Origin of the sequence: Streptomyces sp. MMG1533, assembly GCF_001279775.1 — a bacterium.
Taxonomy (GTDB): domain Bacteria; phylum Actinomycetota; class Actinomycetes; order Streptomycetales; family Streptomycetaceae; genus Streptomyces.
This window is the reverse complement of the sequence record NZ_LGDG01000234.1, coordinates 28,303-49,893: the sequence shown is the minus strand read 5'-3', so window position 1 is coordinate 49,893 and position 21,591 is coordinate 28,303. Positions and strand designations below refer to the sequence as shown.

The 21,591-nt window shown below is 70.6% G+C and carries 22 protein-coding genes; 8 read left to right on the top strand and 14 right to left on the bottom strand.

All coding sequences use genetic code 11. From position 1 onward, the window contains the following. The first annotated feature begins 145 nt into the window (after positions 1–145). From ADK57_RS29890 to ADK57_RS29880, 3 genes are all read left to right on the top strand, one after another. Entirely contained in the window at positions 146–691 is a 546-nt protein-coding gene (locus ADK57_RS29890; RefSeq protein ID WP_053752731.1) for a MarR family winged helix-turn-helix transcriptional regulator, read from the top strand. 13 nt (positions 692–704) lie between these two features. After that, a complete protein-coding gene (locus tag ADK57_RS29885) occupies positions 705–3,251 on the top strand; it encodes an MFS transporter (RefSeq protein WP_053752730.1) in 2,547 nt (848 codons plus the stop codon). A gap of 86 nt (positions 3,252–3,337) precedes the next feature. Further along, the gene (locus ADK57_RS29880) at positions 3,338–4,159 is read left to right on the top strand and encodes a YceI family protein (protein ID WP_053752729.1); all 822 of its coding nucleotides are present in this window, start codon (positions 3,338–3,340) and stop codon (positions 4,157–4,159) included. A 31-nt stretch (positions 4,160–4,190) separates the two neighbouring features. Here ADK57_RS29880 and ADK57_RS29875 read toward each other — a convergent pair whose 3' ends face one another. The 3 genes from ADK57_RS29875 to ADK57_RS29865 form a co-directional block, all read right to left on the bottom strand. Continuing rightward, a complete protein-coding gene (locus ADK57_RS29875) occupies positions 4,191–4,580 on the bottom strand; it encodes a hypothetical protein (RefSeq protein WP_053752728.1) in 390 nt (129 codons plus the stop codon). Positions 4,581–4,678: 98 nt separating this feature from the next. Beyond that, a complete protein-coding gene (locus tag ADK57_RS29870; RefSeq protein WP_053752727.1) occupies positions 4,679–5,386 on the bottom strand; it encodes a GAF and ANTAR domain-containing protein in 708 nt (235 codons plus the stop codon). A 53-nt stretch (positions 5,387–5,439) separates the two neighbouring features. Further along, positions 5,440–6,162: an ANTAR domain-containing protein gene (locus ADK57_RS29865; RefSeq protein WP_053752726.1), complete on the bottom strand. Its 723-nt coding sequence runs from the start codon at positions 6,160–6,162 to the stop codon at positions 5,440–5,442. A 211-nt stretch (positions 6,163–6,373) separates the two neighbouring features. On the opposite strand from ADK57_RS29865, the gene ADK57_RS29860 reads away from it, so the two are divergent. After that, the gene (locus tag ADK57_RS29860) at positions 6,374–6,745 is read left to right on the top strand and encodes an STAS domain-containing protein (RefSeq protein ID WP_324612214.1); all 372 of its coding nucleotides are present in this window, start codon (positions 6,374–6,376) and stop codon (positions 6,743–6,745) included. 90 nt (positions 6,746–6,835) lie between these two features. After that, complete coding sequence (locus ADK57_RS29855) at positions 6,836–7,312, top strand: PPOX class F420-dependent oxidoreductase (protein ID WP_053752724.1); 477 nt, start codon at positions 6,836–6,838, stop codon at positions 7,310–7,312. A gap of 113 nt (positions 7,313–7,425) precedes the next feature. On the opposite strand, the gene ADK57_RS29850 is transcribed toward ADK57_RS29855, so the two are convergent. The 9 genes from ADK57_RS29850 to ADK57_RS29810 form a co-directional block, all read right to left on the bottom strand. Then, entirely contained in the window at positions 7,426–8,187 is a 762-nt protein-coding gene (locus ADK57_RS29850) for a TetR/AcrR family transcriptional regulator (RefSeq protein WP_053752723.1), read from the bottom strand. Positions 8,188–8,333: 146 nt separating this feature from the next. Beyond that, a complete protein-coding gene (locus tag ADK57_RS29845) occupies positions 8,334–9,866 on the bottom strand; it encodes an MFS transporter (protein WP_053752756.1) in 1,533 nt (510 codons plus the stop codon). Positions 9,867–9,966: 100 nt separating this feature from the next. Continuing rightward, entirely contained in the window at positions 9,967–12,180 is a 2,214-nt protein-coding gene (locus ADK57_RS29840; protein ID WP_053752722.1) for a glycosyltransferase family 39 protein, read from the bottom strand. Beyond that, positions 12,177–13,661, bottom strand: a complete 1,485-nt coding sequence (locus tag ADK57_RS29835) for a bifunctional glycosyltransferase family 2/GtrA family protein (protein ID WP_053752721.1) — start codon at positions 13,659–13,661, stop codon at positions 12,177–12,179. Before ADK57_RS29835 ends, ADK57_RS29840 begins: the two co-directional genes overlap by 4 nt. Before the next feature lie 14 nt (positions 13,662–13,675). After that, positions 13,676–15,325: a sensor histidine kinase gene (locus tag ADK57_RS29830; protein ID WP_078973419.1), complete on the bottom strand. Its 1,650-nt coding sequence runs from the start codon at positions 15,323–15,325 to the stop codon at positions 13,676–13,678. Then, the gene (locus ADK57_RS29825; protein ID WP_199830715.1) at positions 15,322–16,062 is read right to left on the bottom strand and encodes a response regulator transcription factor; all 741 of its coding nucleotides are present in this window, start codon (positions 16,060–16,062) and stop codon (positions 15,322–15,324) included. The genes ADK57_RS29830 and ADK57_RS29825 overlap by 4 nt, the downstream gene beginning before the upstream one ends. Before the next feature lie 128 nt (positions 16,063–16,190). Continuing rightward, positions 16,191–16,769: a hypothetical protein gene (locus tag ADK57_RS29820; RefSeq protein WP_053752718.1), complete on the bottom strand. Its 579-nt coding sequence runs from the start codon at positions 16,767–16,769 to the stop codon at positions 16,191–16,193. Between the two features lie 240 nt (positions 16,770–17,009). Then, the gene (locus ADK57_RS29815) at positions 17,010–17,885 is read right to left on the bottom strand and encodes a DUF2797 domain-containing protein (protein ID WP_078973417.1); all 876 of its coding nucleotides are present in this window, start codon (positions 17,883–17,885) and stop codon (positions 17,010–17,012) included. A gap of 78 nt (positions 17,886–17,963) precedes the next feature. Next, positions 17,964–18,368: an HGxxPAAW family protein gene (locus ADK57_RS29810; RefSeq protein ID WP_053752716.1), complete on the bottom strand. Its 405-nt coding sequence runs from the start codon at positions 18,366–18,368 to the stop codon at positions 17,964–17,966. Positions 18,369–18,476: 108 nt separating this feature from the next. Between ADK57_RS29810 and ADK57_RS29805 the strand changes: the two genes are divergently transcribed. Together ADK57_RS29805 and ADK57_RS29800 are read left to right on the top strand one after the other, a co-directional pair. Then, complete coding sequence (locus tag ADK57_RS29805; RefSeq protein WP_053752715.1) at positions 18,477–18,989, top strand: MarR family winged helix-turn-helix transcriptional regulator; 513 nt, start codon at positions 18,477–18,479, stop codon at positions 18,987–18,989. A gap of 272 nt (positions 18,990–19,261) precedes the next feature. Next, positions 19,262–19,774 (top strand): GtrA family protein, encoded by a 513-nt coding sequence (locus ADK57_RS29800; protein WP_053752714.1) that lies wholly within the window; start codon positions 19,262–19,264, stop codon positions 19,772–19,774. Between the two features lie 68 nt (positions 19,775–19,842). On the opposite strand, the gene ADK57_RS29795 is transcribed toward ADK57_RS29800, so the two are convergent. Next, positions 19,843–20,205, bottom strand: coding sequence for an SCO4225 family membrane protein (locus ADK57_RS29795; protein WP_053752713.1), 363 nt, complete (start codon positions 20,203–20,205; stop codon positions 19,843–19,845). A gap of 430 nt (positions 20,206–20,635) precedes the next feature. Here ADK57_RS29795 and ADK57_RS29790 point away from each other — a divergent pair, with 430 nt between their 5' ends. Then, a complete protein-coding gene (locus ADK57_RS29790) occupies positions 20,636–20,842 on the top strand; it encodes a hypothetical protein (protein WP_053752712.1) in 207 nt (68 codons plus the stop codon). A gap of 13 nt (positions 20,843–20,855) precedes the next feature. Here ADK57_RS29790 and ADK57_RS29785 read toward each other — a convergent pair whose 3' ends face one another. Continuing rightward, on the bottom strand, positions 20,856–21,521 hold the full coding sequence (locus ADK57_RS29785; protein WP_053752711.1) for a class I SAM-dependent methyltransferase: 666 nt from the start codon (positions 21,519–21,521) through the stop codon (positions 20,856–20,858). Between the last annotated feature and the right edge of the window lie 70 nt (positions 21,522–21,591).

The following is a 21,591-nucleotide window of genomic DNA, read 5'->3' as shown; positions in this document are numbered from 1 at the left end:
GTCCGCACCGCATCCCCTTACCTGTGTGTTTACGGTCGCAATACTTGCCTTTGCCAAGTTTTTGACCGCGATCACCCCCACTTTATTTGCCTGCAGCAACCAACCGCTTCTATGGTTGCCCTAAGCAACGAACACGGGAGGTGTGATGGCCGAGCAGGCGCAGTACGAGGAGCTGATCCGTCAGTTCAGTGCCTTCGGCGCCGTGAAGAGGGAGTTGGGGCGGATCATGCCGTCCGACTGCCCGGGCGGTTCCGCCGCCGTGCTGACGCTGCTCGGCCGTCACGGGGACATGCGCATGAGCAAGCTCGCGGAGCTGCTCGCCGTGGACATGTCGGTGACCAGCAGGCATGTGGCCCATGTGGCCGAGCGCGGCTGGATCGACCGCTCCCCCGACCCGGCGGACAAGCGCTCCCGCATCCTGCACCTCACGCCCGCGGGCCGGGCGCGGCTGGCGGAGATGTCCCGGCTGACCTGCCGGATGCTCGCGGAGCGGCTGAGCGACTGGAGCGACGACGAGGTGTCCCAGCTGACCACGCTGATGACGCGGCTCAGGGCGAGCTTCGACGACTGCCGCGTCCCGCACGGCTCGCACAACGCCTCGCACACCGCGCTCCCCTCCGACACGGAGCCCCGCCCTCCCACCACTCCCGTGGTCGAGCAGTCCCCCCGTACACCCGCGATCACCAAGTAAGAGAAGGAAGCCCATGGCAACGACCACACCAGCCGGTGTGCGGGCCCACGCCAAGCACGGAGGTGGGTCCTCCGACGCCGCTCCGATGACGCACCGGCAGATCATGGAGGCGCTGTCCGGGCTGTTGCTCGGCATGTTCGTCGCGATCCTGTCGTCGACGATCGTCACCAACGCCCTGCCCGAGATCATCGGCGACCTGGGCGGCGGCCAGTCCGCCTACACCTGGGTCGTCACCGCCGCGCTGCTCTCCATGACCGCGGCCACGCCCCTGTGGGGCAAGCTCTCCGACCTGTACAGCAAGAAGGCGCTCGTACAGATTGCCCTGATCATCTATGTGCTGGGCTCGGCCGCCGCCGGACTCTCGCAGAACCCCGGCATGCTGATCGCCTGCCGTGTCGTCCAGGGCATCGGCGTCGGCGGGCTCTCCGCCCTCGCGCAGATCGTGATGGCCGCGATGATCTCCCCGCGTGAGCGCGGGCGTTACTCCGGCTACCTCGGCGCGACCTTCGCCGTCGCCACCGTCGGCGGTCCGCTGCTCGGCGGTGTCATCACCGACACGAGCTGGCTCGGCTGGCGCTGGTGCTTCTACGTCGGTGTGCCGTTCGCGATCATCGCGCTGATCGTGCTGCAGAAGACCCTGCACCTGCCCGTCGTGAAGCGGGACGTGAAGGTCGACTGGGGCGGCGCGTTCCTCATCTCCGCCGCGGTCTCGCTGCTGCTGCTCTGGGTCACCTTCGCCGGTGACAAGTACGAGTGGCTGTCGTGGCAGACGTACGCGATGGTCGGTGGCTCGGTCGTGCTCGGGCTGCTGTTCGTGCTCGTCGAGTCCAAGGCGAGCGAACCGATCATTCCGCTGCGCCTGTTCCGCAACCGCACCATCACCCTGTCCTCCATCGCCTCGCTCTTCGTGGGCGTCGCGATGTTCACCGGCACGGTCTTCTTCAGCCAGTACTTCCAGCTGGCTCGCGACAAGTCCCCGACGATGTCGGGCGTGATGACCATCCCGATGATCGGCGGGCTGTTCATCTCGTCGACGGTCTCCGGGCAGGTCATCACCAAGACCGGCCGCTGGAAGGCCTGGCTGCTGGCCGGCGGTGTGCTGGTGACCGCGGGTCTGGGGCTGCTCGGCACGATCCGCTACGACACCGAGTACTGGCACATCGCGATCTTCATGGCGCTGCTCGGCCTCGGCGTCGGCATGATGATGCAGAACCTGGTGCTGTGCACGCAGAACCAGGTGGCCCCGTCCGACCTGGGCGCGGCCAGCTCCACGGTGACGTTCTTCCGGTCCCTCGGCGGTGCGGTCGGCGTCTCGGCGCTGGGCGCCGTCATGGCCAACCGGATCACCGACTACGCCAAGGACGGCCTCGCCACCCTCGACCCCAAGTACGCGGCCGCCGCTGCCGGTTCGAGCTCCGGCAGCAGCATCCCGGACATGGACGGCCTGCCCGGTCCGCTGCGCACCGTGATGGAGAGCGCGTACGGCCACGGCATCGCGGACGTCTTCCTGATCGCCGCGCCGCTCGCGCTGGTCGCCTTCCTCGTCACGCTGTTCATCAAGGAGGTCCCGCTGCGGACCTCGGGCGGGCTGGCGCAGGCCGCCGCGGCGAACGCGAAGACGCCCGCCGGCGAGGCCCCCGCCGGCATCGCTTCGGTCGCCGAGGAGAGGGTCCCGAGCTGGGCCGTCGCCGAGACGAGCGCCGAAGCCGGTCCTGAAGCCGGTCCCGAAGCCGGTCCGCAGGGCACGCAGAAGCTCGCGGCCGTCGCCACCGCCGAAAGGGAGACCGCACCGGTGTCCGGTGGAATTCCGGTACGCGGCCACGTCCGCGGTGCCGAGAGCGCGCCCGTCCCGCAGGCCGCCGTCACGCTGATCTCGCTGTCGGGACGGCAGCTCGGCCGGTCGGTCGCGCAGGCCGACGGTTCCTACGCGGTGGACGCGCCGGGCACCGGGTCGTACGTCCTGATCGCCTCCGCCGACGGGTTCCAGCCGCAGGCGTCCACCGTGGTCGTCGGCGACGAGCCGGTGCCGTACGACATCCTGCTCAGCGGCACCAGCGGGCTCGGCGGTGTGGTGCGGGCCGCGCAGGGCGCGCTGCCCGTCAAGGACGCCATGGTGATCGTGACGGACGTGCGCGGTGACCTGCTGGCCACCGCCGCCACCGGCGAGCAGGGCGAGTTCTCCTTCACCGAGCTGGTGCCGGGGACGGTGACCGTCGCCGTGAACGCCGCCGGGTTCCGGCCGCGTGCCCTGCCCGTCGAGGTCGGCGGGACCGGGGTCACCCGGATCGAGGTGGACCTCGATGCCGGAGCGCAACTCCAGGGTGTCGTACGGGCGCCGCACGGTCCGCTGGCGGACGCGCGGGTCACGCTCGTGGACGCGGCGGGCAACGTGGTCGGCACGGCCACCACCGGGACGGACGGGGCCTACGCCTTCACCGACCTGGACGGCGGCGACTACACCGTCATCGCGACGGGGTACCCGCCGCTCGCCACGGCTCTGACCGTGAACGGTCGCGGAGTCGACGACCACGACATCGAACTCGCCCACCCCGGCGAGTAGTTCGGACCCCGGCCCGTGGCGGCGTGTGCACTCCGAGCGGAGGTGCGCACCGCCACGGGCCGGTCTCAGTCGAGGAGTTACGTGAGATGGGACTGACCGCGAAGATCCGTACGCGGGACGGATGGGCCGTGTCGCACGCGGTCGTCACGGTGACCGACATGACCGGCTCGCAGGTGCTGCGCGCCGAGGCCGACGGGGACGGGGTCGTGCGGGACGCGACCGGGCTCGCGCCGGGGGCGTACACCGTCATCGTCACGGCGGTCGGGTACGCGCCCGCCGCCGCGAGCGCCCTCGTCACCGCGAGCGGGCGGGCCGAGGTCGGCACGGTGACGCTGGCCCGGCAGGGCGGCACCGAGCTGCCGCCGCCGGGGCCGTGGACCGTCGACCCGGCGCACTCCAGTGTGGCCGCGGTGGCCCAGCACCTGGGGATCTCCAGCATGCACGGACGGTTCACCGACTTCGCGGCCTCGATCGAGGTCGCCCCCGACGACGTGTCCAAGTCCCGGGTGGAGGCGGTCGTCCGGGCCGCGTCCATCGACACCGGCAACGGCATGCGGGACACCCACCTGAGGTCCGCGGACTTCCTGGACGTGGAGCGCTTCCCGGAGATCACCTACCGTTCGGCGGGGCTGACGGCGGCGGGTTCGGACCGCTGGACGGTCCACGGGGAGCTGGAGTTGCACGGAGTCGTACGACCGGTGGACCTGGACCTGGCCTACCTCGGCACCGGCTCGGACCCCTGGGGCGGCACCCGGGCGGCCTTCCGCGCCACGGCCCAACTGCGGCGCGAGGACTTCGCCATGGACTACAACCAGGTCGTCCAGGCGGGCATCGCGGCCATCGGCACGACGCTCAAGGTGGAGCTGGACATCCAGGCGGTGCAGGGGGATTCGCTCCCGCAGGCCTGATGTCCGGCGGGCCTACATGAGTCCGGCGCGCCTACATGAGGCCGACGATCCGGGGCGGCGCGAACAGATGGCGGGCCCGGTGTTCCTCGGCGGCCATGACGGCCCCCGGCAGCAGGTCCGGCGCGCGCTCCTCCATCCGCTCCACGGAGGCCTGGTGGTCGGCGCAGGTGCGGCACTCGGGGTCCCGGTCCGGCAGGGACCCGCGGTGCGCGTCGGCGAGGTGCCGGCCGAGGTCGATCTGGGTGCCGACGATGCTGTCGGTGACGTCCCAGTCGACGCCGGGGTCCTCCGCGGTCAGTCCGGCGATGACGGCCTGCGCGTGCTTCATCGCCTCGTACCGGCGGATGCACTCGGCGCAGTCCCACATCCAGGCGGGTGGCAGCGGCCACTGGTCCTCGGGGCTGAGGTCTTCCGCGCTCATGCGGTCACGCTAGGGCGTCGGGGCGGTGGCCCGCAGCCGTCCGGGCGAAGTGGAACCGGCCCGCCCTGCCTCCCGGCGGACCGGAACCCTCTCGCCGCTCACTTCCGGCCACGTGCGGTCCGCCCGTCGCCGCTCACCCGCGCCACCAGGTCGGTGCACAGGTCCCGGAGTTTGACGTTGTGGTCCATGGAGACGCGGCGCAGGCGTTCCAGGGCGATGCCGGCGTCGATCCGCTCCTGGGCCATGAGGATGCCGATCGCCTGGTCGATGACGCTGCGGGAGAGCAGGGCGGTGCGCACGTCGGCGGTCGACTCGCGGCGGCGTTCGACGCGCAGGGCGACGTTGATCGCGTCCCCCACCCGGGCGGCGAACGCGCGGGCCGCGTCCCGCCCCCGGCCCAGCGACGCCGTCTCGACACCGTAGAGGTTGAGGGCGGCGCCTCTCTCGCCCTCGACGTCGATCGGCAGCGCCAGCACGCAGCGCACGCCGGCCGAGAGGGCGTACGACGTGTAGGTGGGCCAGCGGGTCTCCGCCTCCAGGTCGGGGGCGTACTGCTCGGCGTTGGTCTCGGCGGCCTCCACACAGGGCCCGGAGCCGTTCTCGTACTGGCGCTGGTCGAGGCCGCTGGGCAGGCCGCGGCTGCCCGCCAGGGTCAGCAGACGGTCGGCGCGGCGCACGGTGATGCTGCATGCGGAGGCACCGGGCACCGCCTCGACGGCACGGTCGGTCAGATCGCGCAGCAGCGTGTCGAGGCCGCTGCTGCGCACGATGGCCATTTCCAGCGTGTCGGGCATGTCAGGGCTCATGGACGTACGGATATCCCGTCAACGCCCGTTAACGCCTTGGCGCTCCTCCCCGGTCATGTGGCGTTGTTCGCATCGACGATGCGGCGGGCGAGGTCGCGCAGCTTGACGTTCTCCCGCTGCGAGGCCTTCACCAGGGACTCGAAGGCCTCCGCGGCGTCCATGTCCATCCGCTCCATCAGGATCCCGGTGGCCTGTCCGATCAGGTCCCGGGTGCGCATGGCCTCGGTCAGCTGCTCGCGTTCGGTCGCGGAGTCGAGGGCGAGGCTGACGTGCGCGGTGAACAGCCGGCCGATGCGGACGCCGGCCTCGTCGAAGGCGCGCGGCTTGCGGGCGTACGCCGTGAGCACGGTCAGGCGGCGGCGGTCGGCGCGCAGCCTGAGCGACAGCGCCGAGCGCAGGCCCAGCTCCGACAGCACGGTCCCGCCGTCGTCGGCCTCGCTGTCCTCGACCCGTACGACGGGCGCGGTCCACAGGCCCTCCCAGTACGGGTCCTGCTCGCGTCCCGGGTGCGTGGACTCGGCCGAGCGCACGACCTCGTCGGTCCAGGCGACCGTACGGCGGTGCTGGAGTCGCTCGATGACGGAGATGCCCGCGTGATCGGCGCCGGGCAGGATGTGGACGGCCAGCCGGACCGCCGCACGCATCGTGCTGTGCGGGGTGACTGTGTCGTGCAGTTGCTGAGCTGCCACCGTCAGGGCTTCCGCCAGCTCGAAACCGGCAGGAAAACGGGGCAAATCAGGAAACTCGGACGCAGCCACCACGAACCTCTTCGGCATGCACGACCAACGGCCGTGCGCAGGAGAGCTCCGCAGCACATTCCCGACTGCGAGCACAGGACGGACAGCACTTTATCTGCTCTGTTGCATCGAAGTGACGTCCGGCTGAAGCCTGGCCGCGGGCACTTTCGGGCGCGCTCGTCGGCATGGTGGAATGGGGGCCGACAGGTCAGGAAGTGGCCTCCCCGGAATCCGGACGAACGTCTGCCAGGTGAGTGCCGTGACCTTCTTCCCGAATCCGTGCGAGCTGCGTGATCTGCGCGATCTGCCCGGCTGCACCGTGATCGAACTGCCCCCCGAAATCGACCTCTGCAACGCGGCGGGCCTGTACCACCGCATCATGTCCGCCGTGGACGACCGCGCCGACCGGCTGCGGCTGCTGGTCCTTGACCTCACCGGGACCCACTTCATGGACTCCCAGGGCGTACGGCTCGTCGAGGACGTACGCCGCGGCCTTTGGCCCCGCGCGCGAATACGGGTGGTGGCGATGCCCGACGGGGTGGCCTGTCGCGTCCTGGAGCTGAGCGGGGTACGGCGGGACGTTCCCGTGTACGACAACCTCGCCGAGGCGCTGGAGTCGTAGGAACCGCGGGAGTCCGGTGGAGCCGCAGGAGCCGCAGGAGTCGTGGGCCGGGATCCCAGGAGTGGTGGCCGGGCGTCCTAGGCTGGGCCCATGGCACCGAACATCGCGACCAACACGGCCGTATCACTGGACGACCTGCTGGACTTCGTACGCCCCCGTCACCACGCCATCCTGCTGACCCGCCGGTCCGACGGCAGCCCCCAGGGGTCGCCGTTGACCTGCGGGGTCGACGACTCGGGGCGGATCGTCGTGTCGACCTACCCCGAGCGCGCCAAGACCCGCAACGCCAAGCGGGATGCGCGGGTCAGCCTCATCGTGCTCAGCGACGACTGGAACGGGCCGTGGGTACAGATCGACGGCACGGCCGAGGTCCTCGACACGCCGGAGTCCGTCGAGCCGCTAGTGGAGTACTACCGGAACATCGCCGGTGAGCACCCGGACTGGGACGAGTACCGGGCGGCCATGGTGAAGCAGGGGAAGTCGATCATCCGGGTCACGCCGGAGCGGTGGGGGCCGGTCGCCACGGGCGGGTTCCCGGCGCGGCTTGCCACGGGGGACGGCGCCTAGGAGCTCGGAGGGGCGTCGTCGGGCGGCTGCGGGCTCGTCGTGGCCGGTCGCGCCCGCGCGGCGGAGCCGCACATGTCACCGCCCCGCGCCCCTGGGTGGGTCTGGGGCCTGCCCTAGTCGGCCCTTGCCACCATCGTCTCGATCCCTGCCACCAGCAGGTCCAGGGCGAACTGGAAGTCCCGTTCCATCATCTCCTGGACCGTGTCGCCGCCGCGGGCCTCCATGATCTCCGCGGACTCCTGGACGACCTCGGCGGCGCCCGGAAACTCCGTGACCTCGTTGACGGCGGTCTGGAAGTACTCGTCCGGGGTCATGCCGGTGTCCGTCACGCGGCTGTAGAAATGGCCCTCAAGCGTGCCGTAGCCGTAGACGAACTGGAAGACGGCCGAGATGGCCCCGGTCAGCCGGTGCACGGGCAGGCCGGTCTTGCGGATGACCTGCTGGACGACCCGGGAGAAGGCCAGGTTGTTCGGGCCGATGTTGAGGAAGCGTCCGGCCAGCGGCGACAGCCATGGGTGGCGGACCAGCATGGCCCGGTAGCCCTGGGCCAGCGTGCGCAGCTGGCCGCGCCAGTCCTCGTCGGCCACCGGATCGGGCAGCTCCATCTCCCTCATGACGGCGTCCAGGGCGAGTTCGAGGAGGTCGTCCTTGGTGTCGACGTACCAGTAGACGGACATCGCGGTGACGTTCAGCTCGGCGGCCAGTCGGCGCATGGAGAACCTGGCCAGCCCGTCGGCGTCCAGGAGCCGGACGGTGACCTCGGTGATCCGGTCGCGATCGAGCCCGGAGGGCTGCCCACCGCCCCGCCCGCCGCGACGCGTCCTGCCCTCCAGCCATACGCTGGTCCGCGCCGCCGACCGGGCCGTCTTCGCCATGGCGCACCTTCCTAGACTTACTGATTGCCGGTCATGCTAAGCGCCCCTTCAGGGGCTCGGGGCTGTGACATGTGCGGCTGCGCCGCGTGGGCACGACCAACCACACACGACCCGCAGTCGCATGACAAATCCAGCCACCCGAGCTCCTAGGCGGAGTCTGCCCGCTCGGCCCGACGCAACAACGCGGCCGCGACCAACCCCCCGAGCAACACGGCGACCGCCCCCACCAACTGACTGCTCTCCAGCCCGGAGGCGAACGCATCCGTGATGCGCGCCCTCTCCTCAGCCGACCCCGCTTCGGCCAGCGCCCCCGGCAGGGACACCGCGGCCACCGAAATCAACGCCGCGAACCGGGCGTTCAGCACAGCCCCGAGCACCGCGACACCCAGCCCCTGCCCGAACTCCGCCACCGTGCCGTTGATCCCCGCGCCGACCCCGGCCTTCTCCGGCGGGATCGAGCTCATGATCGCGTGCGCCATCGCCGGGCTGGCGACCGCGGCCCCCGCACCGATGAGCAGCAGGCCAAGCAGTGTGCCGGCGTAACCGCCGGAGGAAATCGTGGCGATCGAGACGAGGCCTCCCGCCATCACCGCCATGCCCAGTCCGATGGAGACGGGAGTCCCGAGCCTGGTCGACCACTTCGCCGACAGACCGGTGAAGTTCAGCGCCACGATCACCAAGGCGAGCGGGGCCGTGCGCAGGCCCGCCTCCAATGGACCGTAACCGAGCACGAACTGCATGTGCTGGGTGAGCAGGAAGAGCGACCCGCCCATCCCGAAGGTGATCAGTACCGCGCCGGCGACCGCTCCCGTGAACCGCCGGTCCCTGAAGAAGTGCATGTCGAGCATGGGGTGGGGGATCCGGCTCTCCCAGTACCCGAAGGCGGCCAGCACCACGACCGCGACCGCCGCCGGAGTCATCACCCGGCCGGAGGTCCAGCCGTGCTCCGGGCCGGAGATGATCGCGAACACCAGGGAGGCCATGCCTGTCGTGGACAGCACGGCGCCGAGCAGGTCGGGCCGGTCACCCTGCACCGGGAGTCCGGGGGTCGTCCCCCGGGAGGTCGCAGCCTTGGACTCGGGGACGAGCGCCACGACCGCCACCAGGCCCAGCGCCGCGACCGGCAGGTTGATCAGGAAGATTGCTCCCCACCAGAAGTGGTTCAGCACGAAGCCGCCGATGAGCGGTCCGGTCGCGAAGCCCAGCGAGTTCACCGCGGCCCAGATGCCGATCGCCTTCGGCTGCTCCTCGGGAGCGAAGATCTGCATCGCCACGGCGAGGGTGGTGGTCATCAGCAGCGCGCCGCCGACTCCCATGCCGGCCCGGGCCGCGATCAACTGGGCGGTGGAGTCCGCCAGTCCGGCCACCAGCGACCCCACACCGAACAGGGCCAGCCCCACGATCAGCATCTTCTTGCGGCCGTAGCGGTCGGCGGCACTGCCCGCGGTGAGCAGCAGGCCGGACTGCACCAGCGAGTACGCGTTGATCATCCACTGGATGTCGGAGGTGGCCGCACCCAACTCCCGGGTGAGGGAGGGGATCGCGACGTTCAGGACGGTGTTGTCGAGCAGCACGGTGAGCTGTGCGAGGCAGATGACACCGAGGATCAGCCAGCGTTGGGGGTGGCCGCCTGTCTGTTGGGTCTGCGCAGGGGTCTGTTCCTGGGGGGACGCTGTCATGATGTACACCGTAGAGCAGCTCCCATACGGCGTACAACGGAGATACGAGGAAGGGCGGTGGCCGCGGCCACCGCCCTTCCTTCCCGATCCGGCCGGTCCCTTACGCCTTCTGCGTGAGGTCGTAGAAGGTGGCCGAACCGACCGTCACCTTCTTGAAGTTGGCCTCGATCCAGGTGGTGATCTGCGAGGACGTGCCGTCGCTGCTGCCACCCATGCCGCCGGAGGAGCCGGACGAGATGAAGTAGTGGATCTTGCCGTCCTCCACGTACTTCTTGAACTGGGCCAGCGTCGGGGACGGGTCGGTGCCGTTGAAGCCGCCGATCGCCATCACCGGTTCGCCGGTGGCGAGTTGGTAGCTCGCGGCGTTCTGGGCGCCGATGGCCGCCGCGGCCCAGGTGTACTGGTCGGCGTCGGTCTCCAGCAGCTTCTTGGCCTCGTCGGTGACGGTGGCGCCGTTGAGCAGACCGCCCATGCCGCCGCCGCCCATGCCGCCGCCGTCGCCGGTCTGGCCTCCGGGAGCGCCGTTGCCCTGGGTGGTGCCGTTGCCGTTCTGCTGGTTCTGGCCGCCACCCGGCATGCCGCCGCCCATGCCGCCGGTACCGCCGCCCGGGAAGCCGTTGCCCTGCGTGTTGCCGTTGCCGTTCTGCTGGTTCTGGCCGCCACCGGGCATACCGCCGCCCATGCCGCCACCGCCGCCGGGACCGCCGCCCCGGCCGCCCATCATGCTCGCGCCCGCCGGACCCGCCGTCGGGATGGAGCCGGTGTGCGCGGAGTTCACCGTGCTCAGGGTGTACGCCGCCGGGCCGGCCAGCGAGGCCACGATGCCCAGGGCCGCCGCGGCGAGCGCGAGCTGCCGGCCGAGCCTGGCCACGAAGATCAGGCCGAGTGCGGCGACCAGGCCGCCGACCAGCACCAGCCACTTCAGCCAGGGCAGGTAGTCGGGGGTGCGGTTGAGCAGGACGTATCCCCAGGCGGCGCCGGCCACGACCGAGGCCGCGAGCGTGAGGGACGCCCACATCTCGGACCGCTTCTCCCACAGGGTCGCCGAGCCCATGCCGACCACGGCCGCGATGTAGGGGGCGAGGGCGATCGTGTAGTACTGGTGGAAGATGCCCGCCATGTAGCTGAAGACCACCATGGTGATCAGCAGCGAGCCGCCCCACACCAGGAACGAACTCCGGGTCACGGACGTCCGCTTGAGCTTGCGGGTGGCCACCAGGCCGGCGACGAGCAGGATCAGAGCGGCGGGCAGCAGCCAGGAGATCTGGGCACCGATCTCGGAGTTGAACATCCGGTCCCAGCCGGTCTCGCCCCACTGGCCCGTGCCGCCCGCGCCACCGCCGCCGCCGACGCTGCCGGTCTCCTCGCCGTTGATACGGCCGAGACCGTTGTAGCCGAAGGTCAGCTCGAGGAAGCTGTTGTTCTGCGAGCCGCCGATGTAGGGGCGGGACGACGCCGGCCACAGCTCGACGATCGCCACCCACCAGCCGCCGGCCACGACCATCGCGCCCGTCGCAAGGGCCAGTTGTCCCAGGCGCTTCTTCAGGTTCACCGGCGCGCAGACCGCGTACACGATCGCCAGCGACGGCAGGATCAGGAAGGCCTGCAGGGTCTTGGCGAGGAACGCGAAGCCGATCGCGACACCGGCCCACACCAGCCACTTCGTCCGGCCGTCCTCGAGACCGCGGACGACGAAGTAGCAGGCCAGCGCCATCAGCAGCGCCAGCATCGCATCCGGGTTGTTGAACCGGAACATCAGCGCCGCGACGGGGGTGAGCGCGAGCACGGCGCCCGCGATCAGACCGGCCCCGGGGCTGAACCGGCGGCGCACGGACGCGTAGACGACCGCGACGGTGCCGACGCCCATGAGGACCTCGGGGGTGAGGATCGCCCACGAGTTCAGGCCGAAGATCCTGACCGCGATCTCCATCGGCCACAGGAAGGCCGAGGGCTTGTCGACGGTGATGGCGTTGCTCGCGTCCAGCGAGCCGAAGAACATCGCCTTCCAGGACTTGCTGCCCGCCTGGACGGCCGCCGAGTAGAAGGAGTTGGAGTAACCGGACGCACTCAGGTTGTAGAGGTAGAGCGCCGCGGTCGCGAGCAGCAGGCCGAGGAACGCGGGGCGCGCCCAGCGCGGGTCCTCGGGCCGGCCCCGCCACAGTCTCCGTACGAAGGGCTGCTTGGGCTCACCGGACTCGGGGGCCGGTGGAGCCGGGGGAACAACCGGCTCCTGGACGGCCGTATCGGTACCGGCTGTCGGCGGCCCCCAGCCGGAGGGCCCCTGTTCGGTCGGGTGGTCGGTGTGGGTGGTCATCGGATGTCCCTAGGGTCGGTGTCGGTCGGGCGCACCGGCTGCAGCTGCATGGTTGCGTCCCCCCTGGTGCGGTCCGCGGCTTCACCGGCGCGGAACTGGGTGGTGTCGTACGGCGATCGGGGCGCCGTGGCGTACTGGGGCGCCGTCGGGCGCTGCGGCAGCGGCGGGTGCGACTGCCCGGCCCCGGGTGCCGCGAAGTAGGTCGGCGAGGACGGCGTGTGCGAGGCCACGACCGTCGACTCACGCTTGTCCGGGAACACCCACGCCCTGAAGAGCAGGAAGCGCAGGACGGTCGCGGCCAGGTTGGCGGCGATGAGAACCGCGAGTTCGGTGGAGTGCGCGGGGTCGGAGGACGCCGCGTTCAGGGCGGCGAGGGAGCCGCTGGTCAGGGCGAGGCCGATACCGAAGACGACCAGGCCCTGCGCCTGGTGCCGGACGGCGCCGCTGCTGCCGCGCACCCCGAAGGTCAGCCGCCGGTTGGCCGCCGTGTTGGCGACCGCCGAGACCAGCAGAGCGAGCGCGTTGGCGATCTGCGAGCCGCCGAACTGGCGGAAGCCGCTGTAGAGCAGCAGATAGAAGAGCGTCGACAGACCGCCGACGACACAGAAGCCGACCAGCTGGCGGGCCAGGCCCTTCGGCACGTCCTGGATGTCACGGTCGCGCGGGTCGTCGCCGAACGGCCGGGTGATCCGGTCCAGCGGCAGCGAACCGGTGGCCAGGGCCTTGCCCACTCGCCACACCCCCTTGAGGTCTTCGGTAGCCGTCTTCACGATGTGGACCGTCGAGTCCGGGTCGTCGACCCAGTCGACGGGAACCTCGTGGATCCGCAGCCCGGCCCGCTCGGCGATCACCAGCATCTCGGTGTCGAAGAACCAGCCGCTGTCCTCCACCAGGGGCAGCAGCACCTGGGCGACATCCCGGCGGATGGCCTTGAAGCCGCACTGCGCGTCCGAGAAGCGGGCCTGGAGCGAGCCGCGCAGGATGAGGTTGTAGGAGCGGCTGATGAACTCCCGCTTGGCGCCTCGCACCACCCGCGAGCTGCGGGCCAGCCGGGAGCCGATCGCGAGGTCGGAGTGACCGGAGATCAGCGGTGCCACCAGCGGCAGCAGTGCGTTGAGGTCGGTGGACAGGTCCACGTCCATGTAGGCGAGGATCGGGGCGTCCGAGGCGGACCAGACGGTCCGCAGCGCCCGGCCGCGGCCCTTCTGCTCCAGCCGGAAGGCCTTGACCTCCGGGATTTCCGCCTCCAGCCGCGCGGACACCTGGGGGGTGGTGTCCGTCGACGCGTTGTCCGCGATCGTGATGCGGAACGCGTACGGGAACGTGCGCTTGAGGTGCTCGTGCAGTCTCAGCACACACGGCTGGAGGTCCTTCTCCTCGTTGTAGACGGGGATCACGACATCCAGGACAGGCGCACCCGCGTCTCCGGCCGGGAGGTGCTCCCGCGCCGGCAGAGTGCCGGGAGAAGAATCGGTTCGCATGACAACGACTCTGGTCAAGCGCCCTGTTGCACCCATATGGCGGCGCTGTGCTGTGCCTGTGAGTGCGATTGCCAATTCGTTTCGGGAGCCGGACGGGGCACCACCGGGCCCAGCGCGGGCAGGTGCACGGTGAACACCGTGCGCCCGGGAACGCTGTCGACGGTCACGGCGCCGTCGTGCGCGGTCGCGACGGCCTGCACGATCGCAAGACCCAGTCCCGTGGACCCGGAGGCACGGGAGCGCGAGGAGTCGCCGCGCGCGAACCGTTCGAAGACCCGCGGAAGCAGCTCGGGCGGGATGCCTTGCCCGTCGTCCTCCACGTCCACGCACAGCCACGGCCCGCGCCGCTGCACACGCGCGGTGACGGTCGTACCGGGTGGCGTGTGCGTACGGGCGTTGGCCAGCAGGTTGACGAGCACCTGCTGCAACCGTGCGGCGTCCGCCGACACCAGTGCCGGTTCGTCGGGCAGGTCGAGCCGCCAGTTGTGCTCCGGTCCGGCCGCGCGCGCGTCGCTGATGGTGTCCACGACGAGCGGTACGAGGTCCGTCTGCTCGAACTGGAGCGGACGCCCGGCGTCGAGCCGCGCGAGCAGCAGCAGGTCCTCGACCAGGAACGTCATCCGGCCCGCCTCGGACTCGATACGGCCCAGGGCGTGCCGGGTGTCGGGGCCGACCTCCTCTCTGCCGCGCCGGGTGAGCTCCGCGTACCCGCGGATGGAGGCGAGGGGGGTCCTGAGCTCATGACTGGCGTCCGCGACGAACTGCCGTACCCGCATCTCGCTCTGCTGGCGTGCGTGCAGGGCGCCGTGGACGTGGTTGAGCATGCGGTTGAGTGCCGCCCCGACCTGGCCGACCTCGGTGTGCGGGTCGGTCTCCGACTCGGGGACGCGTTCGCTGAGGTTGACCTCGCCGGTGTGGAGCGGGAGTTCGGAGACGCGGGTGGCGGTGGCGGCGACCTTGCGGAGGGGGCGGGTGGCGACGCCGACGAGGACGTAACCGGCGATGCCGGCGGCGACCAGGCCGGCGGCGGTGACGCTGACCTCGACCAGGATGAGGGTGTTGATGGTGTCGGTGACGTCGGTGGTCGGCAGCGCCACGTAGTACGCGCCGTTGTCGCCCTGGCGGTACTCCACGCGGTACTCGCCCAGCCCCGTGAGGGTCACGGTGTGGGCTTTACCGTCCTTGGAGACGGCGTTCAGCTCTTTCTTCTGCGTCTCGTTCAGGTTGTACGGCGTGGCGTCCGTGACCCCGTTGTCGTCCGTCGAGGCCTTGCTGACCATGCCCTCGGTGATCTCACCGCTCACGACCTTCGCCGCGACCGTGCCGATCATCTGCTGCGGACCCTTGGTGACGAACTCCGAGAGAACAGGCACCTTGGGCACCTTCTTGTCCTCGTCGTCCTCGGGCTTGGGCTGCTGCTGTGCACCGGGGGGAGCCTCGGGGCCGGCGCCCGCCGCGCGTCCCACCACCTCGCTGAGCGAGCTGTCCAACTGCTGGTACAGGCGCGACTGCATCGCGATCGTCGTCACCGTCCCGATGACGGCGCACACCACCGCGATCAACGCCACCGCGGAGACGACGAGCCGCGTACGCAGCGTGCGCGGCTGTCGTCCTAGCCTCAGCTTCTGCTTTCTCTGTGTACGCGTCCGTCGTCGCCCGCTCATGACGCCGCGGGCTTGATCAGGTAGCCGGCGCCACGCCGGGTGTGGATCATCGGTTCGCGACCGGCGTCGATCTTCCTGCGCAGGTACGAGATGTAGAGCTCGACCACATTGGCCTGGCCGCCGAAGTCGTACGACCACACCCGGTCGAGGATCTGCGCCTTGCTGAGCACCCGGCGCGGGTTGCGCATGAGGAAGCGCAGGAGCTCGAACTCGGTCGCGGTGAGGTGGATGCCCTCCCCGGCCCGCGACACCTCGTGGCTGTCCTCGTCGAGGGTGAGGTCCCCGACGACCAGCACGGAGTCGGACCGCCGGTCGGCGGCACCCGAGCGCCGGATGAGGCCGCGCAACCGGGCCACGACCTCTTCGAGGCTGAACGGCTTGGTGACGTAGTCGTCGCCACCGGCGGTGAGGCCGGCGATCCGGTCCTCGACGGCATCCTTCGCCGTCAGGAAGAGAACCGGTACGTCGGGCAGGTCACGCCGCAGCCGCCCCAGAACGGCCAGCCCGTCCATGTCGGGAAGCATCATGTCCAGGACGACGGCGTCGGGCCGGAACTCGCGGGCGGTCTGGATCGCGCCCGTGCCGTCACCGGCACTACGGATCTGCCATCCCTCATAGCGAAGGGCCATGGACAGCAGTTCGGTGATCGACAGCTCGTCGTCCACCACAAGCACTCGGACGGGGCTCCCGTCCGGCCTCAGCAGTTCGGTGCGCCCCTGGGGCGAGGTCGTGGTCATGCTGGACACCATGTCGGGGGCCTCTGAGAGCACGCTTTCGAAAACCTGTGATTTCCCTAAGAAACGCACAGGAGGTTCTCAGGGAACGCCTGGGAGACCCACCGACACGGCCCGGTATATCAGGGCCCCTACGATCTGTCCGCCGCCGCGGCGGGCGCGAAGTGGACCGGGATGTACTGGTCGTACAGCCGCTCACCGGTGGCCGTGAAGTCGGCACGCGTGACGACCGCGCACTCCACGGTCACGTCACAGACGACCCCGTCCGCGATCTCGGGCCGTATGTTCTCCAGCGTCGTGCGGAACCTGCCGCCGTCCTCGTACGGGAGCGTGACCCCGGGCGTACCCGTGCCGGTGTCGGTGATCCAGCGCGACGATCCGTCCTTGGTCTCCCGGCCGGGAAGACAAGGGCCGGGCAGGGTCTTGTACGTCGTGGGGTCACCCACGACGACGCCCTCGGGAATCGCGCAGAACGCGAGGAAGATGCCCTGATCCCGGTTGTACCCGGTGCCCTTGACCTTCACGGTGCCGCCGGAGGCGGGCAGGAGGGTCGGGCCGGCGGCCAGCCGCAGGTCGTAGGTCGCGCCGTCGGCGGCAGTGACGGTGCGGTGCGCGTGACCACCGAAGGGTGTGGCACTCGCGGTCGCGGCCAGGGGGAGCACCGCGGCGAGCCCGACGGCAGCGACGACGGCGATGGTGGGGGGCTTCATGAGGCGGAGGCCGTCCTCTCGGTTCTGCGTTCCCTGTGAACGCCCTTGATCACCATGCCTAGGACACGACTGATCAGTAGGCAACAGCGGCCGCATTCCTTCACGTCCGTCCCGCTACATCCCTACACCCCTTCTGATGAAGGGGCTTGCAGGGCTTCCTCCCGTTCCCCTCTCATTTCCCGCTCCTCCCCGCTCCTTCCCCGCTCCTTCCCTACCGTTTCGAGCCCGCTTCCGGTCCCGTCAGAACAGCCCGGACTGCACGCCCGGCGGCGCCTTGAACTGTCGTATCGGCACGGTGACTTGCTCGCTCACCGCCGGAACCAGCTCCCACCCCCTCATCAACCGCGTGTCGATCACGACCGTGTCCCCGCTCCCGGTCACCAGATGCAGGTCGGGTCCGGCGGCCGCCAGCAGCCGACCGCTCACCGCACCGCCCGCCACGAGCTCGCTCACCTCGCCGACGGCGGTCGGCAGGCCGTCGAGTCCGAACACCCCGACGTGGTCCAGGCATTGGCAGGGCGCACGCTCCAACGACTCCGGCCAGCCCCCGAGCCGCACGGCCCGCGCGTGCAACTCCGCGACCTCGGCCGCCCGTTCGGCCTCCGTCTGCGGCAATGCGGACCGCACCGCCCGCTTCACGACGTACGGAATCCGATCCGGCACCCCGAGCGCGGCACGCAGCAGCTCCTCTGTGCGCCGCGCCGCCATCAACGGCCCGGTGCCCAGCCAGGTGAAGCAGACGGCGCCCTGCTCAAGCAGCCGGGCCGAGCCCCGTTCTTCGGCGGTGATCCCGACCTTGAGCAGGCCGGGACCGAACCAGGCCAGATAGACGCGGTACGGCCGCGGGTCGTCCGCGATGGTGTCGGCGGCCACGGAGTGCGCCCGGTCGAGCCGCGCACACTCCTCGCACCGCGCCCCCGTACTCCGCCCCGACACGGCCGCCCGCACCGGACACGCATGCCCCCGCGCTCCCACACACGTCCGCACGCCCCCCTCCGCGACCCCGAAGGCCACCCGCTTCCCCCAGGTCAGCGCGCTGCGCCGACCCCCGTCCCACACCAGCACGGGACCGTCCGCCGACCAGCGCAGCCCCGAGCACTTCCATGCCTGTGCCATCTCTGTCGAGAGTAGGGGGCGGCACTGACAATCACGGTTGGGTGCGGGTCAGCCGGCGGGTGGTCGCGGCGAGCCGGGTCAGCCGCCCGGGTTGGCGGCCGCGGCCTCGGGCTCCCCGACCCCAGGCACCGGCACCGGCAGCGGCACCGGCACCGGCACCGGCAGATCCGCCACGGTCGTACGCCGCCCCCCGCGCCCCGCCATCCGGCACCCGACACACCGGGCATGCCCGCCGCGCGCCGACAGGTCCCGCACCCGCATCCCCCACTGCTCCCTGGGCCGCCGCCCCGGCGGCTTGCCCCAACCGCCGAGGTGCAGGGCCCAGGTGACGAGGAGGCTCACCACCACGATCGCGAGTCCGCCGGCCAGGAACGGGGCCGACACCAGGCACACGCCCACCCCCAGGACCGCGGTCCCGATGGTCGCGATGCCGAAGCCGGTCCATCCTGCGACCGTGTGCCCCTCGTCATACTGTGCGCTCACGTGCCCCGCCTCCCGGAATCAGACAGACTCAAGAAACCAAGTACCTCACCGCGTAAGCAATTTACTCCATAAACCTCTTACATACTAAGGGAATCGGGAGGTATCCGGATGCAAGCCAAGCCGCGCCCCACCGCCACCCCGGCCCAGGCGCTCTCGGCGATGGACTCCCTCGTCGCCGCCCACCTGCTCGGCCAGCAGGAGATGGCCCAGCGGCTGGGCCTGAACGTCACCGACCTCCTCTGTTTCGCCTGCGTCCTCAAAGCCGGCGAGGACCTCCTCACGGCCGGCGACCTCGCGGAGCACGCCCACGTCACCACGGGCGCGGTGACCGGCATCCTCAACCGCCTGGTCCGCGCGGGCTTCGTCACCCGCGTCGCCGACCCGACCGACCGCCGCCGCGTCCGCGTCGCCGCCGTCCCGTCCGCGGTCGCCCGCGTCCACGCCCTCTACGAGCCTTACTACGCCCGCCTCAACGCCCTCTTCGCCGACTACTCCGCCGACGAGATCGCCGTACTCACCGACTGGTTCACGCGCACGACGACCCTCGCGCACGGCTATATCGAGGAGTTGCGGGTGCAGGACGCCGAGAGCACGGGCCAGGACGAGGGCGGTCGTCCCTGACCGCGGTGCTCGATCGGTCCCACCCGTTGGGCTCAGGCACGGCGCACGGCGCACGGCGCACGGCGGTTTCGTACGGCTTCTGTCCTGAGGACCGTCACAGACCCTGACCTCGAACCCCGGTCGGCCACCCCCTGGAGGTGTAGCCAGCCCTACCTCCGGTTCGGGAGATCACACCATCGTTCCCGGCGGCGCGCGACGGCATCGTTGACCACGGTTGATCCAAGTGATCCACCAGGTCGAAGAGTTCGAGCCCGCCGCCCGGAAGGAACGTCATGGAGTCGCTGCTCCCGTCGAAGCCGCAGTCGGCGCCGGGCCCCCTCTCCTCCTTCGCCCGCTTCGTGGTGTGCGGCGGCGGCATCGGAGTCGTCTCCAGCTTCGCCGTACCGCTGGTGGCCATGACGATGCCCTGGGCGGTGGCCAACGCGGTGATCACCGTCGCCTCCACCATCCTCTGCACCGAGTTGCACGCCCTCTTCACCTTCGGCACCGGCCGGCGCCCCGGATGGCGCCAGCACCTGCAGTCGGCGGGCTCGGCGACAGCCGCGTACGCCGTGACCTGCGCCGCGATGTTCCTGCTGCACGCGATGCAGTCCTCGCCGAGCATGCTCTGGGAACAGGCGGTCTACCTCTCCGCGTCCGGCCTCGCCGGCATCGGCCGCTTCCTGGTCCTGCGCCTGTTCGTCTTCGCGGGCGGCGCAGGCCGGAGGATCGGGGCGGCGGCGCCGAAGCGGGCGACGAGCGACTGGAAGCCTTCACTCGTGAGGGCCGAGGCGTTCGCCGGATGACAGGTCATCGGTCCTGCCGTCGAGGCACGGCCGCCTCGCAGGCCGGGCCGGCCTGACCGGCGAAGCGATCAGCCGCCGTGCGGACGCGGAACCCGCCGCCGCTGCCGCCGGCGCAGGGAGTCCAGAACCGCCCCGAGGGCCAGCGACTGGGCCAAGGCGGCCACGACAATCCCGCCGACGAAGAACCACGCAGGCGTCTCCGCGCCGAACACGGCCTCACCGATCCCCGCGACGATCCCGAACACGGGGAAGGTGAACAGCGCGGGCCACACCCAGATCATCGAGGCGTCCGCGTTCTCCCCGAACAGCGGATCGGCGACGGCGACCACCATGGAGGCCGCGACCAGCCCGAGGTAGACCGCCGAAGCGGGGTTGGCGAACATCAGGCGTACGAGAGTGCGTGTGCGTGTGCGTGCAGAGCGAGTGTCCATCGGTTTCTCCCCCGGTCGTCGTATGCCTCCATGGTCGGTCGGCGCCACGCCCGTGTCGTGAGTACCCGTACTCAGCTCTGCGACTCGGCGTTCACCCCTTGGCAGCCGCGGTTTCGGGCCGCTCGGTGAAGAAGGAACGGAGGCACTCCGGGACGCCCTCCGGGTGGCAGAACGCCGGGGAAGACAAAAGCCGGGGAAGACAAAAGCCGGGGAAGACGCCTCAGCCGTCCGAGCTGACGGGCACCGGAACAGCACGAGCACCTGACCGACGAACCCGACGCCGCCCCGGGGGGAAGAGCAGACCCCCGGGGGTGTAGCTACCTGCCCCCTCCGCCCGGTAGGACACTCCATGGTTCCGGCAGCCCGTCGACGGCATTGTTGAACCCAACGGATCCCCGGGGTCCACAGCCCTCACCGGAAGGAAATCCCCATGAAGTCGCTGCTCTCCTCCCAGCACGGCACCACCATGGACAACCCGACCGAGACCCCTTACGAGAGCGACCTCGCCCCGCTCCTCTCCGTCTGGGACCAGGCACACCCCGCCGTCGCCGACCCCGAGTGGCGGCACCTGCTGGACGAGCTCGCCCACCCCCACACGACCCAGGCGTTCCACCGCCTCGCCGGGGCCGCGGCGTGAACCCTCCGGTCCGTCACCGGGGCAGGGTCTGGGTGATGCGCCACAGCCGGCGCGGCAGGTCGCCTTCCTCGAAGGCGTGGACCTCGTCCAGGGTCCAGCCGTCGGCGAGGGCGTCTACCAGGTCGCGATCGAAGTAGTGGACGGCGAAGCCGCCGTGTTCGTAGATGTCGTCACCGTGGGAGATACCCGCGCCGTAGTGGGCGTCGCCGGTGTGGCGCACGGTGTAGACGAAGGTGCCGCCGGGCCGCAGGACGCGGCGGATCTCTCCGACCGCCGCGCGGATCTCCGCGGTGGACAGGGCCATGCACAGCAGCATGTGCGCGAACACCGCGTCCACGGAGGCATCGGGCAGCGGCAGAGACTCGCGCACGTCGTGGACGGCGGTCGTGACCCGCTGGTCGACGCCCTGCTCGCGGGCGACCGTACGCAGCTGCTCCAGTCCGACCGGGCTGAAGTCTGCGGCCTGGACGGTGAAGCCCTCGCGGGCGAAGTACAGGGCGTCGCGGCCGTGCCCGGCACCCAGCTCCAGCACATCCGTGGCACCGGCCGCGCGGAAGACGGCGGCGGCGTGGATCGCGGGGGAGGAGGGCTGCTCGCCGTACATGCCTGGGTGGGCACTGTAGGTGTTCTGCCAGTGGGCGCGTTGGGCCCGGGCGAGCTCCTGCCCGTCGTCTGCCACGGCGTCCGCCTCCCGGTGGTGTGTGCAGGTCAGCGTAATGGCCGGTAATGACCGGTAGTCGCCGGTAGTC

Bases quoted from the DNA above. Each gene is read 5' to 3' on its own strand.
- ADK57_RS29890 (WP_053752731.1), top strand. From the start codon at position 146: ATGGCCGAGCAGGCGCAGTACGAGGAGCTGATCCGTCAGTTCAGTGCC.
- ADK57_RS29885 (WP_053752730.1), top strand. From the start codon at position 705: ATGGCAACGACCACACCAGCCGGTGTGCGGGCCCACGCCAAGCACGGA.
- ADK57_RS29880 (WP_053752729.1), top strand. From the start codon at position 3,338: ATGGGACTGACCGCGAAGATCCGTACGCGGGACGGATGGGCCGTGTCG.
- ADK57_RS29875 (WP_053752728.1), bottom strand. From the start codon at position 4,580: ATGAGCGCGGAAGACCTCAGCCCCGAGGACCAGTGGCCGCTGCCACCC.
- ADK57_RS29870 (WP_053752727.1), bottom strand. From the start codon at position 5,386: ATGAGCCCTGACATGCCCGACACGCTGGAAATGGCCATCGTGCGCAGC.
- ADK57_RS29865 (WP_053752726.1), bottom strand. From the start codon at position 6,162: ATGCCGAAGAGGTTCGTGGTGGCTGCGTCCGAGTTTCCTGATTTGCCC.
- ADK57_RS29855 (WP_053752724.1), top strand. From the start codon at position 6,836: ATGGCACCGAACATCGCGACCAACACGGCCGTATCACTGGACGACCTG.
- ADK57_RS29850 (WP_053752723.1), bottom strand. From the start codon at position 8,187: ATGGCGAAGACGGCCCGGTCGGCGGCGCGGACCAGCGTATGGCTGGAG.
- ADK57_RS29845 (WP_053752756.1), bottom strand. From the start codon at position 9,866: ATGACAGCGTCCCCCCAGGAACAGACCCCTGCGCAGACCCAACAGACA.
- ADK57_RS29840 (WP_053752722.1), bottom strand. From the start codon at position 12,180: ATGACCACCCACACCGACCACCCGACCGAACAGGGGCCCTCCGGCTGG.
- ADK57_RS29835 (WP_053752721.1), bottom strand. From the start codon at position 13,661: ATGCGAACCGATTCTTCTCCCGGCACTCTGCCGGCGCGGGAGCACCTC.
- ADK57_RS29830 (WP_078973419.1), bottom strand. From the start codon at position 15,325: ATGAGCGGGCGACGACGGACGCGTACACAGAGAAAGCAGAAGCTGAGG.
- ADK57_RS29825 (WP_199830715.1), bottom strand. From the start codon at position 16,062: ATGACCACGACCTCGCCCCAGGGGCGCACCGAACTGCTGAGGCCGGAC.
- ADK57_RS29820 (WP_053752718.1), bottom strand. From the start codon at position 16,769: ATGAAGCCCCCCACCATCGCCGTCGTCGCTGCCGTCGGGCTCGCCGCG.
- ADK57_RS29815 (WP_078973417.1), bottom strand. From the start codon at position 17,885: ATGGCACAGGCATGGAAGTGCTCGGGGCTGCGCTGGTCGGCGGACGGT.
- ADK57_RS29805 (WP_053752715.1), top strand. From the start codon at position 18,477: ATGCAAGCCAAGCCGCGCCCCACCGCCACCCCGGCCCAGGCGCTCTCG.
- ADK57_RS29800 (WP_053752714.1), top strand. From the start codon at position 19,262: ATGGAGTCGCTGCTCCCGTCGAAGCCGCAGTCGGCGCCGGGCCCCCTC.
- ADK57_RS29795 (WP_053752713.1), bottom strand. From the start codon at position 20,205: ATGGACACTCGCTCTGCACGCACACGCACACGCACTCTCGTACGCCTG.
- ADK57_RS29790 (WP_053752712.1), top strand. From the start codon at position 20,636: ATGAAGTCGCTGCTCTCCTCCCAGCACGGCACCACCATGGACAACCCG.